Source organism: Paenibacillus peoriae KCTC 3763 (genome assembly GCF_000236805.1).
Classification (GTDB): domain Bacteria; phylum Bacillota; class Bacilli; order Paenibacillales; family Paenibacillaceae; genus Paenibacillus; species Paenibacillus peoriae.
In genome coordinates, this window is record NZ_AGFX01000048.1 from 103,903 (window position 1) to 119,767 (window position 15,865).

Here is a 15,865-nt window from a genome sequence, read left to right on the forward strand (position 1 = left end):
TGTCCTCCCCTACTTTTCCGCCAAAAATTGTAAAGCATTCAGAGCTAATAAATTATTTTGCCCGTTTATACCGATAAGGACATTTCCTGATGTATCAATTATCATTTCGGTTTGATTTATCCCTGTAGAGGAAGAATTAGAATAAACTCCTATCCTTATGTTGGTTACTGGTCTATAGCCTGTTGGTAGCCTGAATATTACTGTGCCAGGTGATGTGACGCCATTTTTCACACTGCCTCTGATCCTAACGATGCCATAGGAGTCCTTATAGAACCCTGTCGCTCCATCTCCGTCAACCCACCCGTTAAGCAATGTAGGGGCAAGCCACGACGGGTTATTCTTATCCGCTTTCTTATTCTCCACGACAGACAAGCGCGTACTATTCTGCTGTAAGCTATCTACCAAATCAAGCAGCAGCGTCTTTTCGTTAATTGCGTAAGAACCTCTAAAAGAAACCATAGGCGACTTGTCCAGCATAAGGTAGGTGACGCTGTAGGCTGCTGTAATGTCGTGGGCCAAATCGCTCTGTTGAGCTATCGCCCCAGCGTTCGTTACTTGGCTGTTGGTTATATTCCAAGATTCGTTGTCCTTTTGATTGTTTTTGTATACAGCTAGTATTTTCAGCACTTTATTTTTAAGCACCGACGTTTCCCATCCTGGCGAACCGTTATTTATGTTCCAATATTTATTGGCCTCCTGATATGGTGTGCTTCGTTCGCGCAATATAATGCCTGTGCCTACTTCTATCTGATTACCTTCCTCTGTAACTGTTAGCTGTCCCTCAGATACGATAGACTCAATTGTAGGCGTTGCGAGTTGGTATATAAGTCGGTAAGGAGTGTACCCCGCATAAGTGACAGACGGCAACGTTTGAGTGTAATTAGCTGCACCGACGCGCTGAACCCAATATTTCGTGCCTGTGCCGTTGTAGGTTGCAGTAGCAGCTACTTGCGCTTGTGCTGGTGTGTAAACATTAGCATCGTACATCTTCCAGCCCATAAAATAGGCCTTAATCTCTTCCGCACTTGGTAGGTAACTGTCACCCCATCCACTGTCTGCACCAAAGATAGAAACATAGAGATGCTCATTAGTAGATGAGGGAGCAGTCCCCGTGTAAATTTGGTCTCCGTTACTAAGCGTGGCTGTGCTATTTGTTAAGAGTTTTCCATCAAACTTAACTGCTACTTTAGAGTTTTCAACATTCCGAGACAATGCGTTCTCAACTCCAACTTGCACGAATCCTGTTCTCATCGCTTGAAGCACCCACGGTAGCAAACCGTCCAGCGTCAAGCCTTGCCATTTCTTAACTTTGTAGTATTGCCCATTACGCTCAAAGACGATATCAGCATTAGTGCCTGTAGCTGAATCAGCGTACAGGTCCGTTTGCAGCGCAAGTATGGAATCTTCACGTGGTTTGAATGGTTTGGCTGTGCTGCCGATGTTGAGCATAGGGTTTGTAAACGTGAAGGTGCCTGTCTTTTCTTTAGTTATATACGTTTCGACTAAAATGTAATTGCAGTTTGAAGGTGTCTTAAAAGTCCCATCTGCCGTATCAATACTTGCTGCTTCCGTAAATGTAACTCCATCAGCGGAAAACCATACCCTCATATTTACTCCCTCACTACCATTTTTTAAATAGTAGTTTGTGTTGGGCAATGCTGGCAGCACCGGAGATGAACAAGACTCAGGCACAGTTGTGCCCGTTTTGGTATGCGTTAAGCTATACGGCCCTAAAATTTTGGCATTTGCATGGATGCGCGTCCACTCATAAAATGGCGGTAATAAATTCTCGCCGTATCGGATCGCGTATGGATTACGTACAGGCATTACACTATCTACATATGGATACTTAGCATCAATTTGCTCCCCTGTCATCTCCGCTAATGCAGCGTATTCGCTTGCTGAAATTTCATATACACGCACAGCTTCAAAATAGGAATACTGTCCTTCAGTACCCCATGTTGCTAAATCTATGCTTGAGGTTAAATCGCTAGTAGGAGCCAGCCTGAACCACGTTGTAGTAAATTTAGTTTTATCCGTAACTTTCGTTCCTCCTAGAATACCCGGGGCAGATATTCCCGCATTTGTAGCATTGCCTACTTTCGCCCTTGCGATTGCAACGTAATATTTTCCGGCCAAGAATTTAAAATTGCTATAAAATCCTACCCCCACTGTATATCCAGAGCTAATCGTTACTTTTAACGAATTAAGCATTGTTCCTTTATTCGAAGTATCCAACACTAGATCGGATTGATAGGGGAGTACCCCTGTTAAGCTACTTAAATTACCCCATCGCCCCAACAAATTTACCAACGTACGCCCGCTCAACCCCGTCAGCGAAAATGGCGCGGCCTTTTCCGCATGAACAATCTGCACCCCAGGTTCCAGAGTTACCGCCTTACGCTCCGCCGTATCCAGACGCTTTTTGATCGCATTTACACCATCATTCACATCACCTGCAAATTCATCTACCGCGCGCCAGTTTTGATCCAGATACTTATCCAGATCAAAATACGTTGTTTTCGGCGACGTACGGTCAATTTGATTTAAGCCAAGATTTGGTGTTTTTTCGCTTGCCATGTTATGCGCCACCTCCCAGATATCTATCCTGTGTTGTATGTTCATTTTCATAGAGGGTCATAGACTCGACCTCGGCAATGGTCAGGTAGCGTAATTTGTACTCAACTGCCATGTGAGCAGGCTTGATCTCCTCGATGGCTGCCTTCAGGTCATCCACGTTGGGCGGAATCCCGATGGTATCGATAAATTTGACCGTGAATCCCCATTCAGCCGGGTGAAAAGTAACATCTACCGTGCCTCCGTCATACGCTTCGGCTACATTTTTGACAAGCCGGCCGGAAAAAGTTCCGGCCCCTCGCAGCTTCGATTCCACGACTGCGCGTCGCTGATCCAAAAGCTTTGCCAGGTCGGTCTCGATACCCAGCTCCATTTCCCAGCGTTCCAATCCCCACGTGGCGGTACGTACGAAAAACTGCCCCACCGTTGCATCCATTGCGAGATACAAGGCGTCCAATTCGCTGCCCTTCGCATCCATATCAGAACGCATCACACGTGAGGTTTCATAGTAGGCAGGCAAATGAGAAAACAGCTCACGTCCTCGCAAGCTGCTCATTTGATCCTTTATATCCGCTGATACCGCTACCCGGTTGATAAAAGTATCATTATCGTTTGTGTTACTCACTGACACTCACCGTCCCCAGCACTGCCACCTGTCCTGTTCCAATCTCAATGTTCTGATTGCTCTGTCCATTGATTTTCAGATCGGAGAAATCAATAATGATCGGAATGTCCAGCAAAACAGCAGAAATCCGGGTATACCGGACCAACGGATCTGCCTTGTAAAAAGCAAGCTGCCTCAAATAAGTCCGCACACCGCTTTCGATCAGCTTTTTGATTTCATCCAGTGTGGACGGCTTTTCCTTGGTACGCTGCACCTTGACTGAAATGTTAATCACCACTTCATTCGCTGGCATAATCGTCACCACAGGACCTGCCGGTGCCAGCCCTTCGCCTTGTCCATCCTGAGTCGGATCAATATACTTCTGCACCGCGGCGACGATATCCGGGCTGGCAGCCCGTTTGTCCGTGTCCAGCACATATAAACCTACTGTTCCCGGTCCTTTCCACAGTGGAACAACCTCCACACCGCCGACCCCGGCAATTTCATTCGCCCACTGGGTATACTGTGCTTTGTTACCGCTTGTACCCTGGTTTCGCACTTTGGCATAAAAACGCTCCAGCAACAGCTGGTCGCTCTCAATGTCTGTGCCGCTTTTTGTTTCCTCTGTATTGATCACGGAAGAAATCCCGCTAATCGGAGTGGCCATCACCTGAATGACACCTGCAGGCACGTTGCCGCTGCGTCCGGGATTGATCGCCCGGATGGCCGCAGTTCCTGTCCCCTGTTCATCCAGCGTAACCGCTGCTGTGGTCGCGTACTCAATAGAAGCTTCCCCGGATACATCATCTGCCGGAGTCGCTACCAACGTTCCTGCCGGGACGGTCGTTCCCGCCGTGCCTGTAAACGTGACTGTACCTGAGGCGGCAACCGCTTCTCGCCGTGTCACCCCATGCTCTGCTGTTCGCAAATCCAGCTCCGGCGAGCGAAAATCCGGGTTGTCGCTGGCTGCCGTGCTGGCAAATCCACGTCGCAGCAGCTCCTGCGCCCAGATCGCCGCTTCGGATAGCATAAATGCTACCGAAGCCTGCGCATCCCAAATAAAAGAGCCCTCGGACTTATCAATGTCCGAAGGCACTTTTTCCAGCATCCGATTTAAAATTTCCTCTTCCGTCTGGTCTACCAAATATTCCGGCAAGTCTGCCATTAGATCACCACACTTTCCACAATTTCCGTTTCATCCCGCACGTTCGTAATCTGGCAGCTAAAATGGCATGCCTCACCTTCCCAGCGAAATGTGAACTGATCCACACTGGCCGTGCGGGCATCTGCCAGCAGCGCTTCCGTGACCATGCGTTTAATTTCGCTTTCCTGCACACCGCGCCCATAGCTGTTGCCAATCAGCTCCTCCAGCTCGCTGCCATAGTCAGGGGAATAGATCACATGACGGTAGCGAGGGGTGCGAATGGCTTTTTCACACCACTGTACCCAGGCTTCTTTTTCACCTGTGGCTACAATTTTACGACTGGGGCTCATAACAAACTCCCCGGCCTCAAAATCAAACCGCCAGCTTCGCCCAAATACTGCACGATTATCCTCCAGCACATCCGGGTCGGTCATATCTGTGTCTGTCCAGATCATATCATCTGTTTCTGGAAATAGATTAGCCACGTCCATTCACCACCTTGCACACGACAACCACATCGTTACCGCTATTCACCCGAATGGCCAGTACACGATCTCCGGGCTTAAGACCTTCGTTCAGGCTCAGATTCACATCCTCCAGCTCGTCCTCCCCGATGTAAAAGGAAGTTTTGAGCTCTTTGCCCTCCCAATTCTCTGATTCGACCGAGGTCGAGGTGCCTTTATACATATGGCGGGGCACAGACAGCAACCCCGGCAGCTCAGCGACCAGATAATCCTGAAGCTCATGTTTAAAATCGTCCAGCTTGAGTCCGGTGGAGGTAATCGTGCCGAGTACCGCGCCTACTCCGCTCAGCGCTTGCTTGGTATGCTTGTGAAATGAGGATTGCAAAGCGGTGACCAAATGCCCGTAGGGGTCCTTATTCAAGATAAAACCTCCTTTTTACATCGTCATACGTTCCCAACTCCAGCGACATGCTGCCGGGATTCCCTAATTCCCTGCTCACGGAAATCACCAGCAGCTTCATGGAACCGAGCATCACCGCGTCCCCTGCTCGAATCGTGTTCATATCCGGCGCATTCACGGAAATCGTTTGCTGTATGCCTCTCAGCTTGCTTTTCGCCAGCTCACGTGCCGCTGCACCGGACTTCACCTCGTCATCCTGCACAATGACCTGCAGGGTTCCATATTTGGCAATATCCTTTTCCTGAATCGCCATCACCTTGGAGGGAACCTCCTTGCCTGTTTCGCTGGCAGCCGTAGCCAGCACCTTTACTCTCGTAGCCGCGCCTTCCAGTGTACGGGATTGTGTTGTATCCGTAACTCTCTCCAGAACATACACATCTTTGTTCGTTCCCAACTCGTACAGCTCCAAGCCGGAAGAGATCATTCGTGGATGATATAGCTTGCCGCCCGCCTTAGCCGTTTCCCGCAGATCGCCCAGCATCATGGAATAAATGGACTGTGTCCGGTATACCGCGCGTCCCAGCTGTTTTTTCGTGTCCGGCAATGATGCAATTTTTAGCTTCCAATCTCTCGCATATTTCTGAAAACGCTGGGTGGCCGTCTGCTTGGCAGGAAGTAAATATTCATCTTCTGACTTGTCCAAATACACCGTGCGGTCATATAACGTCAGCGTCATACGCTTAAGCCCGCTGTTAGAGGTTTCCACTTCCCAGATCACCGCTGGAGACAACAAGGGAACATAGTCTTTTTTGCCATACGGAATCCCGCTGACCCGGATCGACATCCCTGGAGAAATGGCAGGCATATCGGGCGTAACGACCAGATTGACCGTACCCTGATAAGCGATTTGCTCCAGCGAATCCCTCAGATTAATATTTTCCACAAGCGGCGATAAATCATATTTATCCTGTAAAATGACTTTATAGCTCATGATAGCACCAGCTTTTGTCCCGGTTTAATCGCATTCGGATTTTGCCCAATGACCTTTTTGTTAAGCTGATAAATACGACTCCATTGGGAGCTGTCTCCCAGCTCCAGCTTGGCAATTTTGGACAAGGAATCTCCGGACTTAACCGTATATGTTTTTTTCTTTTCTTTCATATCTGTACGAGGTTTTTTGTTGACTGTCACTGACTTCGAGCCGCTGCCGGCTTTTTTGGATACCTTCATTTCCCTCCAGGTCCGCAGCGAAAGATCAAAATTCACATCCCCGGATTCCCCGCCCCGAAAGGTCGAATTATGAGAGGCTACAATAACAGGCACATTCACGGATGTCCCCGTAATAATGAAGCGCAGCGGCTTTTGGGACAACAAGAAACCATTCAGCGTATTCATAGCCTCCTGCGGATCGGGAATATCCTGATAATTACAATACGATTCATCATACTCCTTGGGAAAAAAAGAAGAGAAGGAGATTTCCTTCACCTTCTCTCCTTGCGGAAAATCAAACTCCCCATAGGATAAAATTGTCGTCGTATCAAATCCCTTTTGGCGTGAGATCGTCACTTCCTCAGGGTTTACTGGAAACTGAAACTTTTTTCCCTTGCCATCCGTCAAACTAAACTCCATATTTTCCATATATAACCTCCTCCCCCATTGCTGCCATTCCCTGCATTACACAACTCCAGCGCCCGCAGGCTTCGTATTCTGTGTTGCCCGCAAGATTTCGGCTTTCAAACGGTAGCCAATTTGCGTAATCAGCCCATCCACATCCAGCTTGTTTTCATGCACAGTGACCTGTACAGCCCCCGCAGGAAGATTGAATTGGTTGGTGGTTTCCGTTTTAAAATCCTTCAAAAAGCCAGACAGTGTTCCCATTTGTTCAGGACTGATCTGTACCACTTGAGGAGTCGGATTACCATTAGCTTTACCTTTAGCCTTGGCTCCATTGTTCGCATAAGCCGCAGTATTTAGCAGTGGGCTTGGATTTACACCCTGGTTAGCGATAGCCATCGGTCCGTAAGGATTAGGAACACCTTTTGCACCTGGCTGCATAGGTCCATATACGGCTGGAGTGCCAGGGAAAGGCGGCATAGGTGGTAATGGTTTAGCGGCCACGGCTACAACCGGTTGAGGTGGTACAGCAGGCTTGGGAACTGCGGGCGGTTTTACTTCCTTCTTAGGCTTGTCATCTCCGCCAAAAGAAAAGAAGTTAGAAATGCTATCACCAAAGGCTTTGGTTTGGTCAGACAGCCAGCCTGTTACTTTGGAGGCCTTTTCCTTGATTTCAGAGCCATGATCTGAAATCCAACCGCCCACTTTACCACCTAAGAAGTCACCGGCTAAACCGCCTACATATGAGCCAACAGCAGTACCAACACCTGGAAGCAAAAATGTCCCTATTGCTCCCCCTACCGAACTCCCAACGGCCCCACCTACAGTGGAACCAATCGCTTGTGCGCGTTCCTTGCCCGGAGCTGATGTAGCTATGCTTGCTGCATCTGCCAGAACTCCCAAAGGCCCACTAATGAGCTTTTTACTTACGCCAAGGCCTTTACTCACTTTTTCAACTAATCCGCTGTCTTTCACCATATCCAGAACAGAGGAAGCATCTATATCTGTTTCACCAGTTAGCAAGCCGCCTACAATGCCAAGAACACCACTAGACTTGGAAGAGCGACGACCACGAGAATTTCTCGGAGAATTTCTCGGATTATTTCTTGGACTTGGAACTCTTCGGTTAGGATTAATTCGGGGATTGGATTCTGCAGAGCCTGCGATGCTTTGTCGTCCGCTTCTGTTTCCTCGTGTTGAGCTTTGATCTCTAGTATTATTCCTTGCAATATCCCCGGCTCTTGAATTAAAATCTCTTTGACCACCCGAAGACCGACGACCGCCGCCTCTGCTGCCGGACCTTCTGCCTCCTGAACGTCTGCCTCTTCTTCCTGGACCATTGCCGCCGCCAAATCCGCCGCCAGTAGATCTATCTGAAGTAACTTGAATTAATTTTTTAATTAATTCTTTAATCTCCGAAAGGTCTTTATTGCCTGATGCACCTTCAGCGTTTCCTTCTGCCGCCTCTTCTTTCTTATCCGGAAAAAAGAATTTTTTAAGTACTCCTTTTGCTCCGCCTTCCTTCCACGTTTGTTTGGTCTCCATAAAAGCGGCCGGCATCTTTTTAAACGTTTGAAGACTTAAATCCTCACCAGTAACTCCTTTGTATACATCCTGTACAACCTTGACAGGTTCATATGCCTTTTGTAGTTTCTCAGCCCACGCTGGAAGTTTTTTCTCTTCTTCTGGTTTAGGTTTGTCTTCTTTGAATAAAGCTTTAAGTTTAATTGCACTTGTATTACTATTTAGCGCTTTTACAAGAGAATCAACACCTTCAATGGACACACTACTGCTGCTTTTCACCTTCAAATCCACATTCCCCGAGGCGTTAATAATCTGGGATTTGACCCGGTTAATCTTATTCAACAGATTATCCAAGCCCTTGGAGGCCATATCGTTCAGCACAATTTCCGGGGCCATGCGAGTACGGCCAATTTTCAGAACACGCCCTTGAATCCGCTCAAAATAGCGTTCCATTGCGCGTAATTCGCGGTTCGCCTTAATGACGTTTTTAGGATCAATCACAAGGTTCATGCGGTAATTTAATGCTTCTGCCATCTATCATGTTCACCTCCTTGTTTATGCTTTTGAAGCTGCCATGCTGTCCATTTCCTGCTCAGCAAACGCCAGCAGCAGCATACGCTCGCCGCGGGGAAGCCGCCAAAAGTCTCCGGGGCGGAGGTGGTGCCGGACCCACATATGGTACAGCATCGTCGTCATTCCCCCGGAGCCGATTAGTTTTTTAGATCAGCAATCTCAACGCCAAAGCCGGACAGCTCAAGTACCTTATCTCCTACCGCATCCAGTTCACCCGCCAGCAGCATACGACGGACAGATTGTTCGCCACCGGACAGCTTCAAACGGCTTGTAATCCGGGGATCACCCCAGCCGTTAAGGGACAAGCCCTTCACTTCCAGCTTGCCGGTAGCTTCCGAAATCAACAGGGCGTTGAACGTCTCGGTATCTACCTTTTCATCCACTGCACCCTTCACGGTACGGCGAATTGTACACCGTTCACGAATGCTGTCTACCTTGCTGGAGGTCAGACCGTGCAGCACAATTTTCATATCGAGACGCTTGATGCGAACCGTTTCCTCCGGCAGCTTTTCAGCAGCTTCAAACAGGCTGTCCAAAATTTGTTCTTCTGTCATATTTTCATTCAAGCTCATAAGTCATTCTCCCTTATTATTTATTTTATTGATTTTGCAAAATCCTTATTTGTAGTTGGGGAACGGAATGCCTGACAGCACCCCCTCCCCCGTTTTTTAATTAGTTCGCCACAATCGGATCAAGCAGCTCATAGCCTTCGAAGGTGAAGGTTGTTTCTTCCTGTACTTCCTCACCTGCTGTCCAGTTGGCAAGCTGGATTTTGTCAGGAGTGCAACGGATGAGACGAATACTTTCATGTCCAAAGGCTTCAGGATCATCCAGTTTGGTAATAATCTCAAAACGGTTAAAGCCACGACGAATCATATCAGAAGTGACCTTGTAGCCACTCATCGTTCCCGTCCCTTTTTTGATACCGCGCTTGTGCACCTTCCACTCATTGCCCACAAGATTCAGTTCGCGTTTTTCCATTTCCACGCTGGCTTCCAGCTTGTTAATATTCGTCTGCCACACCCCGTCCACATGCGCCTGACCATACGTACCTAAAATAACTCTTGAAGCATCCAACATTTCTTTTTCCTCCTCAAAATAATCCATAATATAGTTTGGGATTTACCAAAATCCTTGCTGTTAAAAAAACGAATTCAGTCCTGCTGAATTGCCGCACAATGCTTATGCACGTAACATGTTTATTTATTGCACGTAAAATGTGCCGAACAGCTGCTCCATCACGTCGGTCAGCTTCACGTTCCATTGCAGGAACACTTGATCTGGCTCTGGTTTGATCATTGGAGCATCGCCGTAGTATGCCGGATCGAGAATAACGTCGTAGCCATCCGCCTCAATAACATTGCTCAGCGAAAGCTGTGCCAGATATTCTTTGATTGCACCGATCAGGGCCAGACGACCTTCCACCGTGTTGTTGATTTTGCCGATATAAGTCTCTTCGGCTGCACGCTGCAAGTCAGCGTTAATCGCATCCATTACGCGGATGGAGCGGATTTTCTTCCATGCATTGTTTTGACCGGCAGCCGGGTTCACCAAGCTGTTGATTCCGCGCAGCGCCTTGACCTGACGGCCGTCGAAGAACAACAGGAAGATCCCGTTACGGACAGCCTGCTCCTGCTCGGAACGTGTCCAGCGGCGGGTCACGTCCTCAAAAGGCGTAACCGCATACGTCGCGGATTGATTCAGACGTTGGCCTGCGATCAGTCCAGCTACATAAGCAGCCGTTTGAGCGGAGCTGTAGTCCGTACCTGCCAGTCGTACACCCGTACCGACGTTCACGACGCCTTCATGATTCAGCGCCAGGGAACGCTGTGAGGCCACGCTGACAGCCGTTTTGGACACATCATCTGCCGCAGAACCGCCGAATACAGCGATTACGCCTTTGCCTTCGCCCCGGACACGCTTGATCCAGGCGGCAAAGCTTTGCAGCAATGCCATATCGGCTGCATAATCCAGCGCCAGTACATTAAATTCCTGTCCTTCAAGCGCTTCCTGCATGGCGATGTAATCGGCATTGACCAGCTTGCTATTACCGCTGTTGCCGCCAGTGAGGTGTACACCGCTGACATCCGCCGGAATGCCGCCATTGCCGACAACCTCGGCTTTCACCCATACGTTTTCGCTGTTTTTGTTAATGGCTTCGGCAATCGAAGCAGCCGTTCCGTCACTGCCTTTGTACGTGCCCAGCAGCTTGGTTCCTTCATAAAGGCGTACTTCACGTGCCTGCTCGTCACCCAAAGTCGGCTGTACAGTTACAGCAAAACCATTACCGCGGCTGCCTGTGTACAAAGCCTGCAAACGCAGCACATCCGTCGGTGTCGCGCCACCGCTTTTCAGCGTTACGGATGCTGCAGCAGCCGTGTCATCTGCCAAACGGTAAGCGAGCAGTTTTTTCGGACCGCCCAGCAGAGCCAGATACAGTGTGGAATAGGCTGTCGCACCATCCTCACTGTCGCCGGAGAAGATTTGGTTAATGGCCGTTTCGCTGCCAATCTCTACAAACTCACGTACAGGTCCCCAATTCGCCTTGACGGGTACAATGACCGTACCGCGTGATCCACCTTGAATCGCTGAAGCTGCTGCTGCCTGAAAGTTCATATACAAACCCGGTAATACCGGTTTATTCGTGTTTTCCCATGTTCCGCCTGCCATAATTAGTCCACCTTCGCTTTCATAAATTGTTCGATTTTAGTGTGTGCTTCTGCTACCGTGAACAGCTTGTCCTGTTCACCAAAAAAGGCACCTGCCAGTACTTCTTCCTTCACGGAAAACAATGGTTCCGCGTGCTCCTTAAGCTCCTCCAGCGTATAGCGGGGGCCGCCTGCTTCCTGCCCGGCATTTAACGGGGCCTTCTCATTTTTTTCAAAGGTCACTCAGACCACCTCATTTCAAAACAGGATGAATTTCCACTCTGCGAATCAACGCCGCTTCATCAGCCGGGCGCATACGTCGCTGTACCAGCGTCAGCCGGAGCTGACCATCTAAAATCGCATCCGCCTGCAAATCGGCCGAAGCTTCGTCCGTAGACATATAACGTCCCTTGTCCTGATCCAGTGGAAGCTGGATTTGAGTCGCAAAGCCCTCGACCAGCGCGGAAGCTGCGCGGTTCTCTTCAGCGCTGTCTGGAGCAATGATATGTCCGATGAACCGTTTGCGAAGCTCATACATGGAGGCACCCGCCATCCGGGTCTCGCAGCCGCTCAACCGCCATAAAACCGCGTGCCGTCCCGGCTGTGCGGGCCATGCATCGGCGTATACCGACCACGTCTCGTCCAGTTGCTTTTGTGTCCAGCGGGTCAGGGCTGCCAGCCATTCATCCGGCTGTGCAGTTCCATTTGCCGGAGGGACTGAGCTCCCTTCCGTTTCAGGCACATACACGCCAAAGCGCAGCGTTCTATAGGCCTTGCCCGTGACGGTGTCCAGCTTCTCCGCATCTCGCACGCCCAAATAGTGCGGGGTAAAAGCCGACGTGTCCTCACCTTGGCCTGTCACTGGTTCCCGGTGCAGCCCGGCAATCAGGGCATTCGCCCAGACATCGGCCTGCGCCAGCCCGGCTTGTCCTGCGTACAGCTTGATGCGGACAACCTGCCGGTAGCCGGCCCAGGAAGACTTCCAGATTTCTTCGCCCAGCGCCATAACGGCATACGGTTCCTCTACCGTCTGCGACGGTGGCTGAACATCGTAAACACGCCCTTGTAGCGCCGGAACAATTTCAATGAGCTTTTGCTTAAAGGCTTGTCTCATCCTACAGCATGCCGCCTTTGCCCATCCTGCACTCGCATGTTGTGGCTGCCCAGCCATGCTTTTTTCCACTTTCGTGTTCTCAGCCGGCGCAGCCTCATACTCATGTATTGCAGCATCCCTTGCATAGGCAACACGACTCCTCCTTTCTGTACAACGAATCCCGGGAACCAGTAGAGACGATCACCGCATGAAAAAACCGGCCCTGATGGCCGGCTAACGTTTGACTGTGTGTGTCTTCGGTATGTTCTCTTGTCTTGATTCCCGATGATATAATCTTACACCCTAATAACGAATGCGTTGCCGGAGAAATGGACGATAAAAGCAGAGACTAGGGATGAAGTTAGGGGGTGTTTTGCAAACAAACGTTCCCATCATTAAAACAGTATTAAACCTCTATGCCAACAAGGCTCAAAAAATAACCTCCCTTTAAATTGGCCTAGTTATCTGTTTCAGAAATGGCTATTTAAGTAAGTCCAATTGTTTTTTATAATTTGGATGCATTTTGAAGGCTAACAATCAAAGGAGTGTAGCTTGATGTTCCATGGATTATCCGCTTTTCCACTGACCCCAGTGAATGAGGCAGGCATTAACGAAAAAGAATACGTAAAACTAATCCAACGATTGGTTGCAGCTGGAGTAAACGCCATCGGTGCGCTAGGTTCGACAGGGAACTACGCCTATCTTAGCCGGGAAGAGCGTCTTGGCGTTTTGCATCTTGCCGTCGGTTCCGCCGAGGGCATTCCCGTGATGACAAGCATAAGTGCAATTCGCACGCTAGACGTGCTTCGATTAGCAGAAGACGCGCAAAAAGCAGGAGCAAGCGTAGTGCTGTTGGCTCCTGTTTCTTACCAAGCGTTAACGAATGAAGAGGTATATTTGTTGTATGAACAGGTGACAAGTACGCTCTCTGTTCCGCTTTGCGTGTATGATAATCCAGGGACTACGCATTTTCATTTTAGTGATGAACTGCACGGCCGAATTGCTGAACTCCCCCATGTTCGTTCGATCAAGATTCCTGGAGTGCCTTCAGAACCTGAAGCAGCCAAGGTACGCATTAGTAAACTGCGAGCGATTATTCCTTCCCATGTAACGATCGGCGTAAGCGGGGATCCGTTTGCAGCCACCGGCTTGAATGCAGGCTGTGAAGCATGGTACTCCGTTCTGGGTGGCTTGTTTCCAAAAACATGCCTAAGAATGACCCGATTGGCCCTCGACGGTTGTGCTGACGAAGCAGAATGTCTCTCAGCGCGGCTTGAACCGATTTGGTTGTTATTTCGTCAATATGGCAGCCTTCGCGTTGTTTCGGCAGCAGCAGAAATCAGTGGCTTGATTTCAGGTACCAGTCTCCCTCTACCCTTACAACCACTGAATCTATCAGCCAGGGCATATCTGAAGTCCGTACTTACAGACATTCAATCTATTGAAGGATCATGGAAAGTTATGTAGATTGGACGCACTTTATTCAATTTAGGCAGAGTGTTAGGCAACTGTACGGTTCGCCTCTCTCCTACTCGACATAAGACTATATCACAAGTGGCCTGAGGGCATACGCCTTAGCCATGTTACTAATGCTGGATAGGAGGAATACGCTATGCCGCTTAAAAAATTTGTAACCCCATTGGCCATCCCGCCGACTCTAAAACCGATTCGCCGCGGCTCGAAAGGGACCTTTTATCAAGTGAAAATGACTCAATTTAAGCAAAGGCTGCACCGCGACCTGCCGCTTACAACCGTGTGGGGATATAACGGAAGATCCCCGGGACCTACCATCCACGCCCGCAAAAACGAGCGGATTCACGTGAAATGGATCAATAAGCTGCCGCTCAAGCATCTGTTGCCCGTCGACAAAACGATTCCAGGAGCTGGCCCTAATGTCCCCGAAGTTCGGACCGTCGTTCACCTTCACGGTACAGTAGCCCGTCAAGGAAGCGACGGATACCCTACAGCCTGGTTCAGCCGCGACTTCAAGGTAGTCGGCCCCCAGTTCAGACGCAAGGTATATGTGTATCCGAATTCGCAAAACGCAGCCACTTTGTTCTATCACGACCACGCCTTGGCGATTACCCGCCTGAATCTGTATGCCGGCTTGTCCGGGGCCTACCTGCTAACGGATGCTCATGAAGCGTCTCTGCCGCTACCAAAAGGAAAGTTTGATATCCCGCTCATCCTCCAGGACAGGTCATTCAAGAAGAATGGGCAACTGTTCTACCCAAGTAATACAACGCCTCCGGTAAAAGGAGTCAACCCTTCTATCGTTCCAAATTTCTTTGGCAACACTATTATGGTCAACGGGACCGTATGGCCATTTTTGAATGTGGAACCAAGAAAATATCGGTTCCGAATCATTAACGGCTCGAACTCCCGCTTCTATCAAATAAAGCCTAGTTCCGGACAATCCTTTATACAAATCGGATCCGATCAAGGCTTGCTGACCAGACCTGTACAGGTGAAACAGATCACTCTCGGCATAGGCGAACGAGCGGATGTGATCATTGATTTTTCGAAGCACAAAGGGCAGAACATCGTGCTTACCAACCATGCGCGAGCGCCCTTCCCGGGAGGAACATTGCCGAACCCCAATACGACGGGAAAAATCATGCAATTCCGGGTAGGCCGTCATCTAACCTTACCCGATAAGAGCCGCATCCCCGCCAAATTAAACGTCATCCCCCGTTTGTCGCCCGCCAAGGCGCGTCGAGTACGATGGCTCAAGCTAAGCTCAGCGCCAGACAAATACGGCAGGGATGTTCAGATGCTGAATAACAGAGGCTTTGAGGCTCCGGTGACAGAGAAACCTGTTCTCGGTTCCATTGAAGTATGGAACTTTGTCAACCCCGGTACGAACACGCATCCGATGCATCTGCATCTGGTAAAGTTCCAAGTGCTCAGCCGCAGGCCATTCGATGTGAATTTCTATAATAAGACCAATAAAATTCGTTACACGGGCCGGGCCACCCCCCCTGCGGCCAATGAACGGGGATGGAAAGACGTTGTCCGGGCGAACCCGGGCCAAGTCACCAAAATCATAGCCAAGTTCGTTCCCTTTACAGGTCTTTTCGCTTGGCACTGTCATATTCTGGAGCACGAGGACTATGATATGATGAGGCCCATGAGAGTCGTCCGCGGCAAGGGAATCCCAAGAAGAAAATAATACGTTCAAAAAGACTTGAACTGACCTCCAATTGGCATAAAAAACTGCACCT

General features: G+C 49.4%; 16 protein-coding genes. 2 read left to right on the forward strand and 14 right to left on the reverse strand.

The features are described from left to right. Nucleotides 1–9: 9 nt before the first annotated feature. From KQI_RS0126110 to KQI_RS29590, 14 genes are all read right to left on the reverse strand, one after another. Nucleotides 10–2,580 carry a hypothetical protein gene (locus KQI_RS0126110; RefSeq protein ID WP_010349855.1) on the reverse strand — a complete coding sequence of 857 codons (2,571 nt, stop codon included), beginning with the start codon at nt 2,578–2,580 and terminating at the stop codon, nt 10–12. A gap of 1 nt (nt 2,581) precedes the next feature. Next, nucleotides 2,582–3,133 carry a putative phage tail protein gene (locus KQI_RS0126115; RefSeq protein ID WP_029390350.1) on the reverse strand — a complete coding sequence of 184 codons (552 nt, stop codon included), beginning with the start codon at nt 3,131–3,133 and terminating at the stop codon, nt 2,582–2,584. Between the two features lie 61 nt (nt 3,134–3,194). After that, a complete protein-coding gene (locus KQI_RS0126120) occupies nt 3,195–4,346 on the reverse strand; it encodes a baseplate J/gp47 family protein (protein WP_010349857.1) in 1,152 nt (383 codons plus the stop codon). Beyond that, nucleotides 4,346–4,816 carry a DUF2634 domain-containing protein gene (locus tag KQI_RS0126125; RefSeq protein WP_080572183.1) on the reverse strand — a complete coding sequence of 157 codons (471 nt, stop codon included), beginning with the start codon at nt 4,814–4,816 and terminating at the stop codon, nt 4,346–4,348. The genes KQI_RS0126120 and KQI_RS0126125 overlap by 1 nt, the downstream gene beginning before the upstream one ends. Beyond that, nucleotides 4,803–5,210, reverse strand: a complete 408-nt coding sequence (locus tag KQI_RS0126130) for a hypothetical protein (RefSeq protein ID WP_010349859.1) — start codon at nt 5,208–5,210, stop codon at nt 4,803–4,805. The genes KQI_RS0126125 and KQI_RS0126130 overlap by 14 nt, the downstream gene beginning before the upstream one ends. Continuing rightward, complete coding sequence (locus KQI_RS0126135; protein WP_010349861.1) at nt 5,203–6,180, reverse strand: XkdQ/YqbQ family protein; 978 nt, start codon at nt 6,178–6,180, stop codon at nt 5,203–5,205. The genes KQI_RS0126130 and KQI_RS0126135 overlap by 8 nt, the downstream gene beginning before the upstream one ends. Next, nucleotides 6,177–6,818, reverse strand: coding sequence for a LysM peptidoglycan-binding domain-containing protein (locus tag KQI_RS0126140; RefSeq protein WP_029390351.1), 642 nt, complete (start codon nt 6,816–6,818; stop codon nt 6,177–6,179). Before KQI_RS0126140 ends, KQI_RS0126135 begins: the two co-directional genes overlap by 4 nt. A gap of 45 nt (nt 6,819–6,863) precedes the next feature. Further along, on the reverse strand, nt 6,864–8,861 hold the full coding sequence (locus KQI_RS0126145) for a hypothetical protein (protein WP_010349863.1): 1,998 nt from the start codon (nt 8,859–8,861) through the stop codon (nt 6,864–6,866). 176 nt (nt 8,862–9,037) lie between these two features. After that, nucleotides 9,038–9,472: a phage tail assembly chaperone gene (locus tag KQI_RS0126155; RefSeq protein WP_007429164.1), complete on the reverse strand. Its 435-nt coding sequence runs from the start codon at nt 9,470–9,472 to the stop codon at nt 9,038–9,040. A gap of 100 nt (nt 9,473–9,572) precedes the next feature. Next, entirely contained in the window at nt 9,573–9,980 is a 408-nt protein-coding gene (locus KQI_RS0126160) for a phage tail tube protein (protein ID WP_007429163.1), read from the reverse strand. 123 nt (nt 9,981–10,103) lie between these two features. Beyond that, complete coding sequence (locus tag KQI_RS0126165) at nt 10,104–11,570, reverse strand: phage tail sheath family protein (protein ID WP_010349866.1); 1,467 nt, start codon at nt 11,568–11,570, stop codon at nt 10,104–10,106. A 2-nt stretch (nt 11,571–11,572) separates the two neighbouring features. Continuing rightward, nucleotides 11,573–11,791: a YqzN/YkzM domain-containing protein gene (locus KQI_RS0126170; RefSeq protein ID WP_010349868.1), complete on the reverse strand. Its 219-nt coding sequence runs from the start codon at nt 11,789–11,791 to the stop codon at nt 11,573–11,575. Between the two features lie 10 nt (nt 11,792–11,801). Beyond that, on the reverse strand, nt 11,802–12,662 hold the full coding sequence (locus tag KQI_RS0126175; protein WP_010349869.1) for a hypothetical protein: 861 nt from the start codon (nt 12,660–12,662) through the stop codon (nt 11,802–11,804). After that, a complete protein-coding gene (locus KQI_RS29590; RefSeq protein WP_277813541.1) occupies nt 12,659–12,793 on the reverse strand; it encodes a hypothetical protein in 135 nt (44 codons plus the stop codon). Before KQI_RS29590 ends, KQI_RS0126175 begins: the two co-directional genes overlap by 4 nt. A gap of 403 nt (nt 12,794–13,196) precedes the next feature. Here KQI_RS29590 and KQI_RS0126185 point away from each other — a divergent pair, with 403 nt between their 5' ends. Continuing rightward, nucleotides 13,197–14,108, forward strand: a complete 912-nt coding sequence (locus KQI_RS0126185) for a dihydrodipicolinate synthase family protein (protein WP_010349873.1) — start codon at nt 13,197–13,199, stop codon at nt 14,106–14,108. A 145-nt stretch (nt 14,109–14,253) separates the two neighbouring features. Next, on the forward strand, nt 14,254–15,813 hold the full coding sequence (locus tag KQI_RS0126190; protein WP_010349874.1) for a multicopper oxidase family protein: 1,560 nt from the start codon (nt 14,254–14,256) through the stop codon (nt 15,811–15,813). The last annotated feature ends 52 nt before the right edge of the window (nt 15,814–15,865 follow it).

Bases quoted from the DNA above. Each gene is read 5' to 3' on its own strand.
- KQI_RS0126110 (WP_010349855.1), bottom strand. From the start codon at position 2,580: ATGGCAAGCGAAAAAACACCAAATCTTGGCTTAAATCAAATTGACCGT.
- KQI_RS0126115 (WP_029390350.1), bottom strand. From the start codon at position 3,133: ATGAGCAGCTTGCGAGGACGTGAGCTGTTTTCTCATTTGCCTGCCTAC.
- KQI_RS0126120 (WP_010349857.1), bottom strand. From the start codon at position 4,346: ATGGCAGACTTGCCGGAATATTTGGTAGACCAGACGGAAGAGGAAATT.
- KQI_RS0126125 (WP_080572183.1), bottom strand. From the start codon at position 4,816: ATGGACGTGGCTAATCTATTTCCAGAAACAGATGATATGATCTGGACA.
- KQI_RS0126135 (WP_010349861.1), bottom strand. From the start codon at position 6,180: ATGAGCTATAAAGTCATTTTACAGGATAAATATGATTTATCGCCGCTT.
- KQI_RS0126140 (WP_029390351.1), bottom strand. From the start codon at position 6,818: ATGGAGTTTAGTTTGACGGATGGCAAGGGAAAAAAGTTTCAGTTTCCA.
- KQI_RS0126145 (WP_010349863.1), bottom strand. From the start codon at position 8,861: ATGGCAGAAGCATTAAATTACCGCATGAACCTTGTGATTGATCCTAAA.
- KQI_RS0126155 (WP_007429164.1), bottom strand. From the start codon at position 9,472: ATGAGCTTGAATGAAAATATGACAGAAGAACAAATTTTGGACAGCCTG.
- KQI_RS0126160 (WP_007429163.1), bottom strand. From the start codon at position 9,980: ATGTTGGATGCTTCAAGAGTTATTTTAGGTACGTATGGTCAGGCGCAT.
- KQI_RS0126165 (WP_010349866.1), bottom strand. From the start codon at position 11,570: ATGGCAGGCGGAACATGGGAAAACACGAATAAACCGGTATTACCGGGT.
- KQI_RS0126175 (WP_010349869.1), bottom strand. From the start codon at position 12,662: ATGAGACAAGCCTTTAAGCAAAAGCTCATTGAAATTGTTCCGGCGCTA.
- KQI_RS0126185 (WP_010349873.1), top strand. From the start codon at position 13,197: ATGTTCCATGGATTATCCGCTTTTCCACTGACCCCAGTGAATGAGGCA.
- KQI_RS0126190 (WP_010349874.1), top strand. From the start codon at position 14,254: ATGCCGCTTAAAAAATTTGTAACCCCATTGGCCATCCCGCCGACTCTA.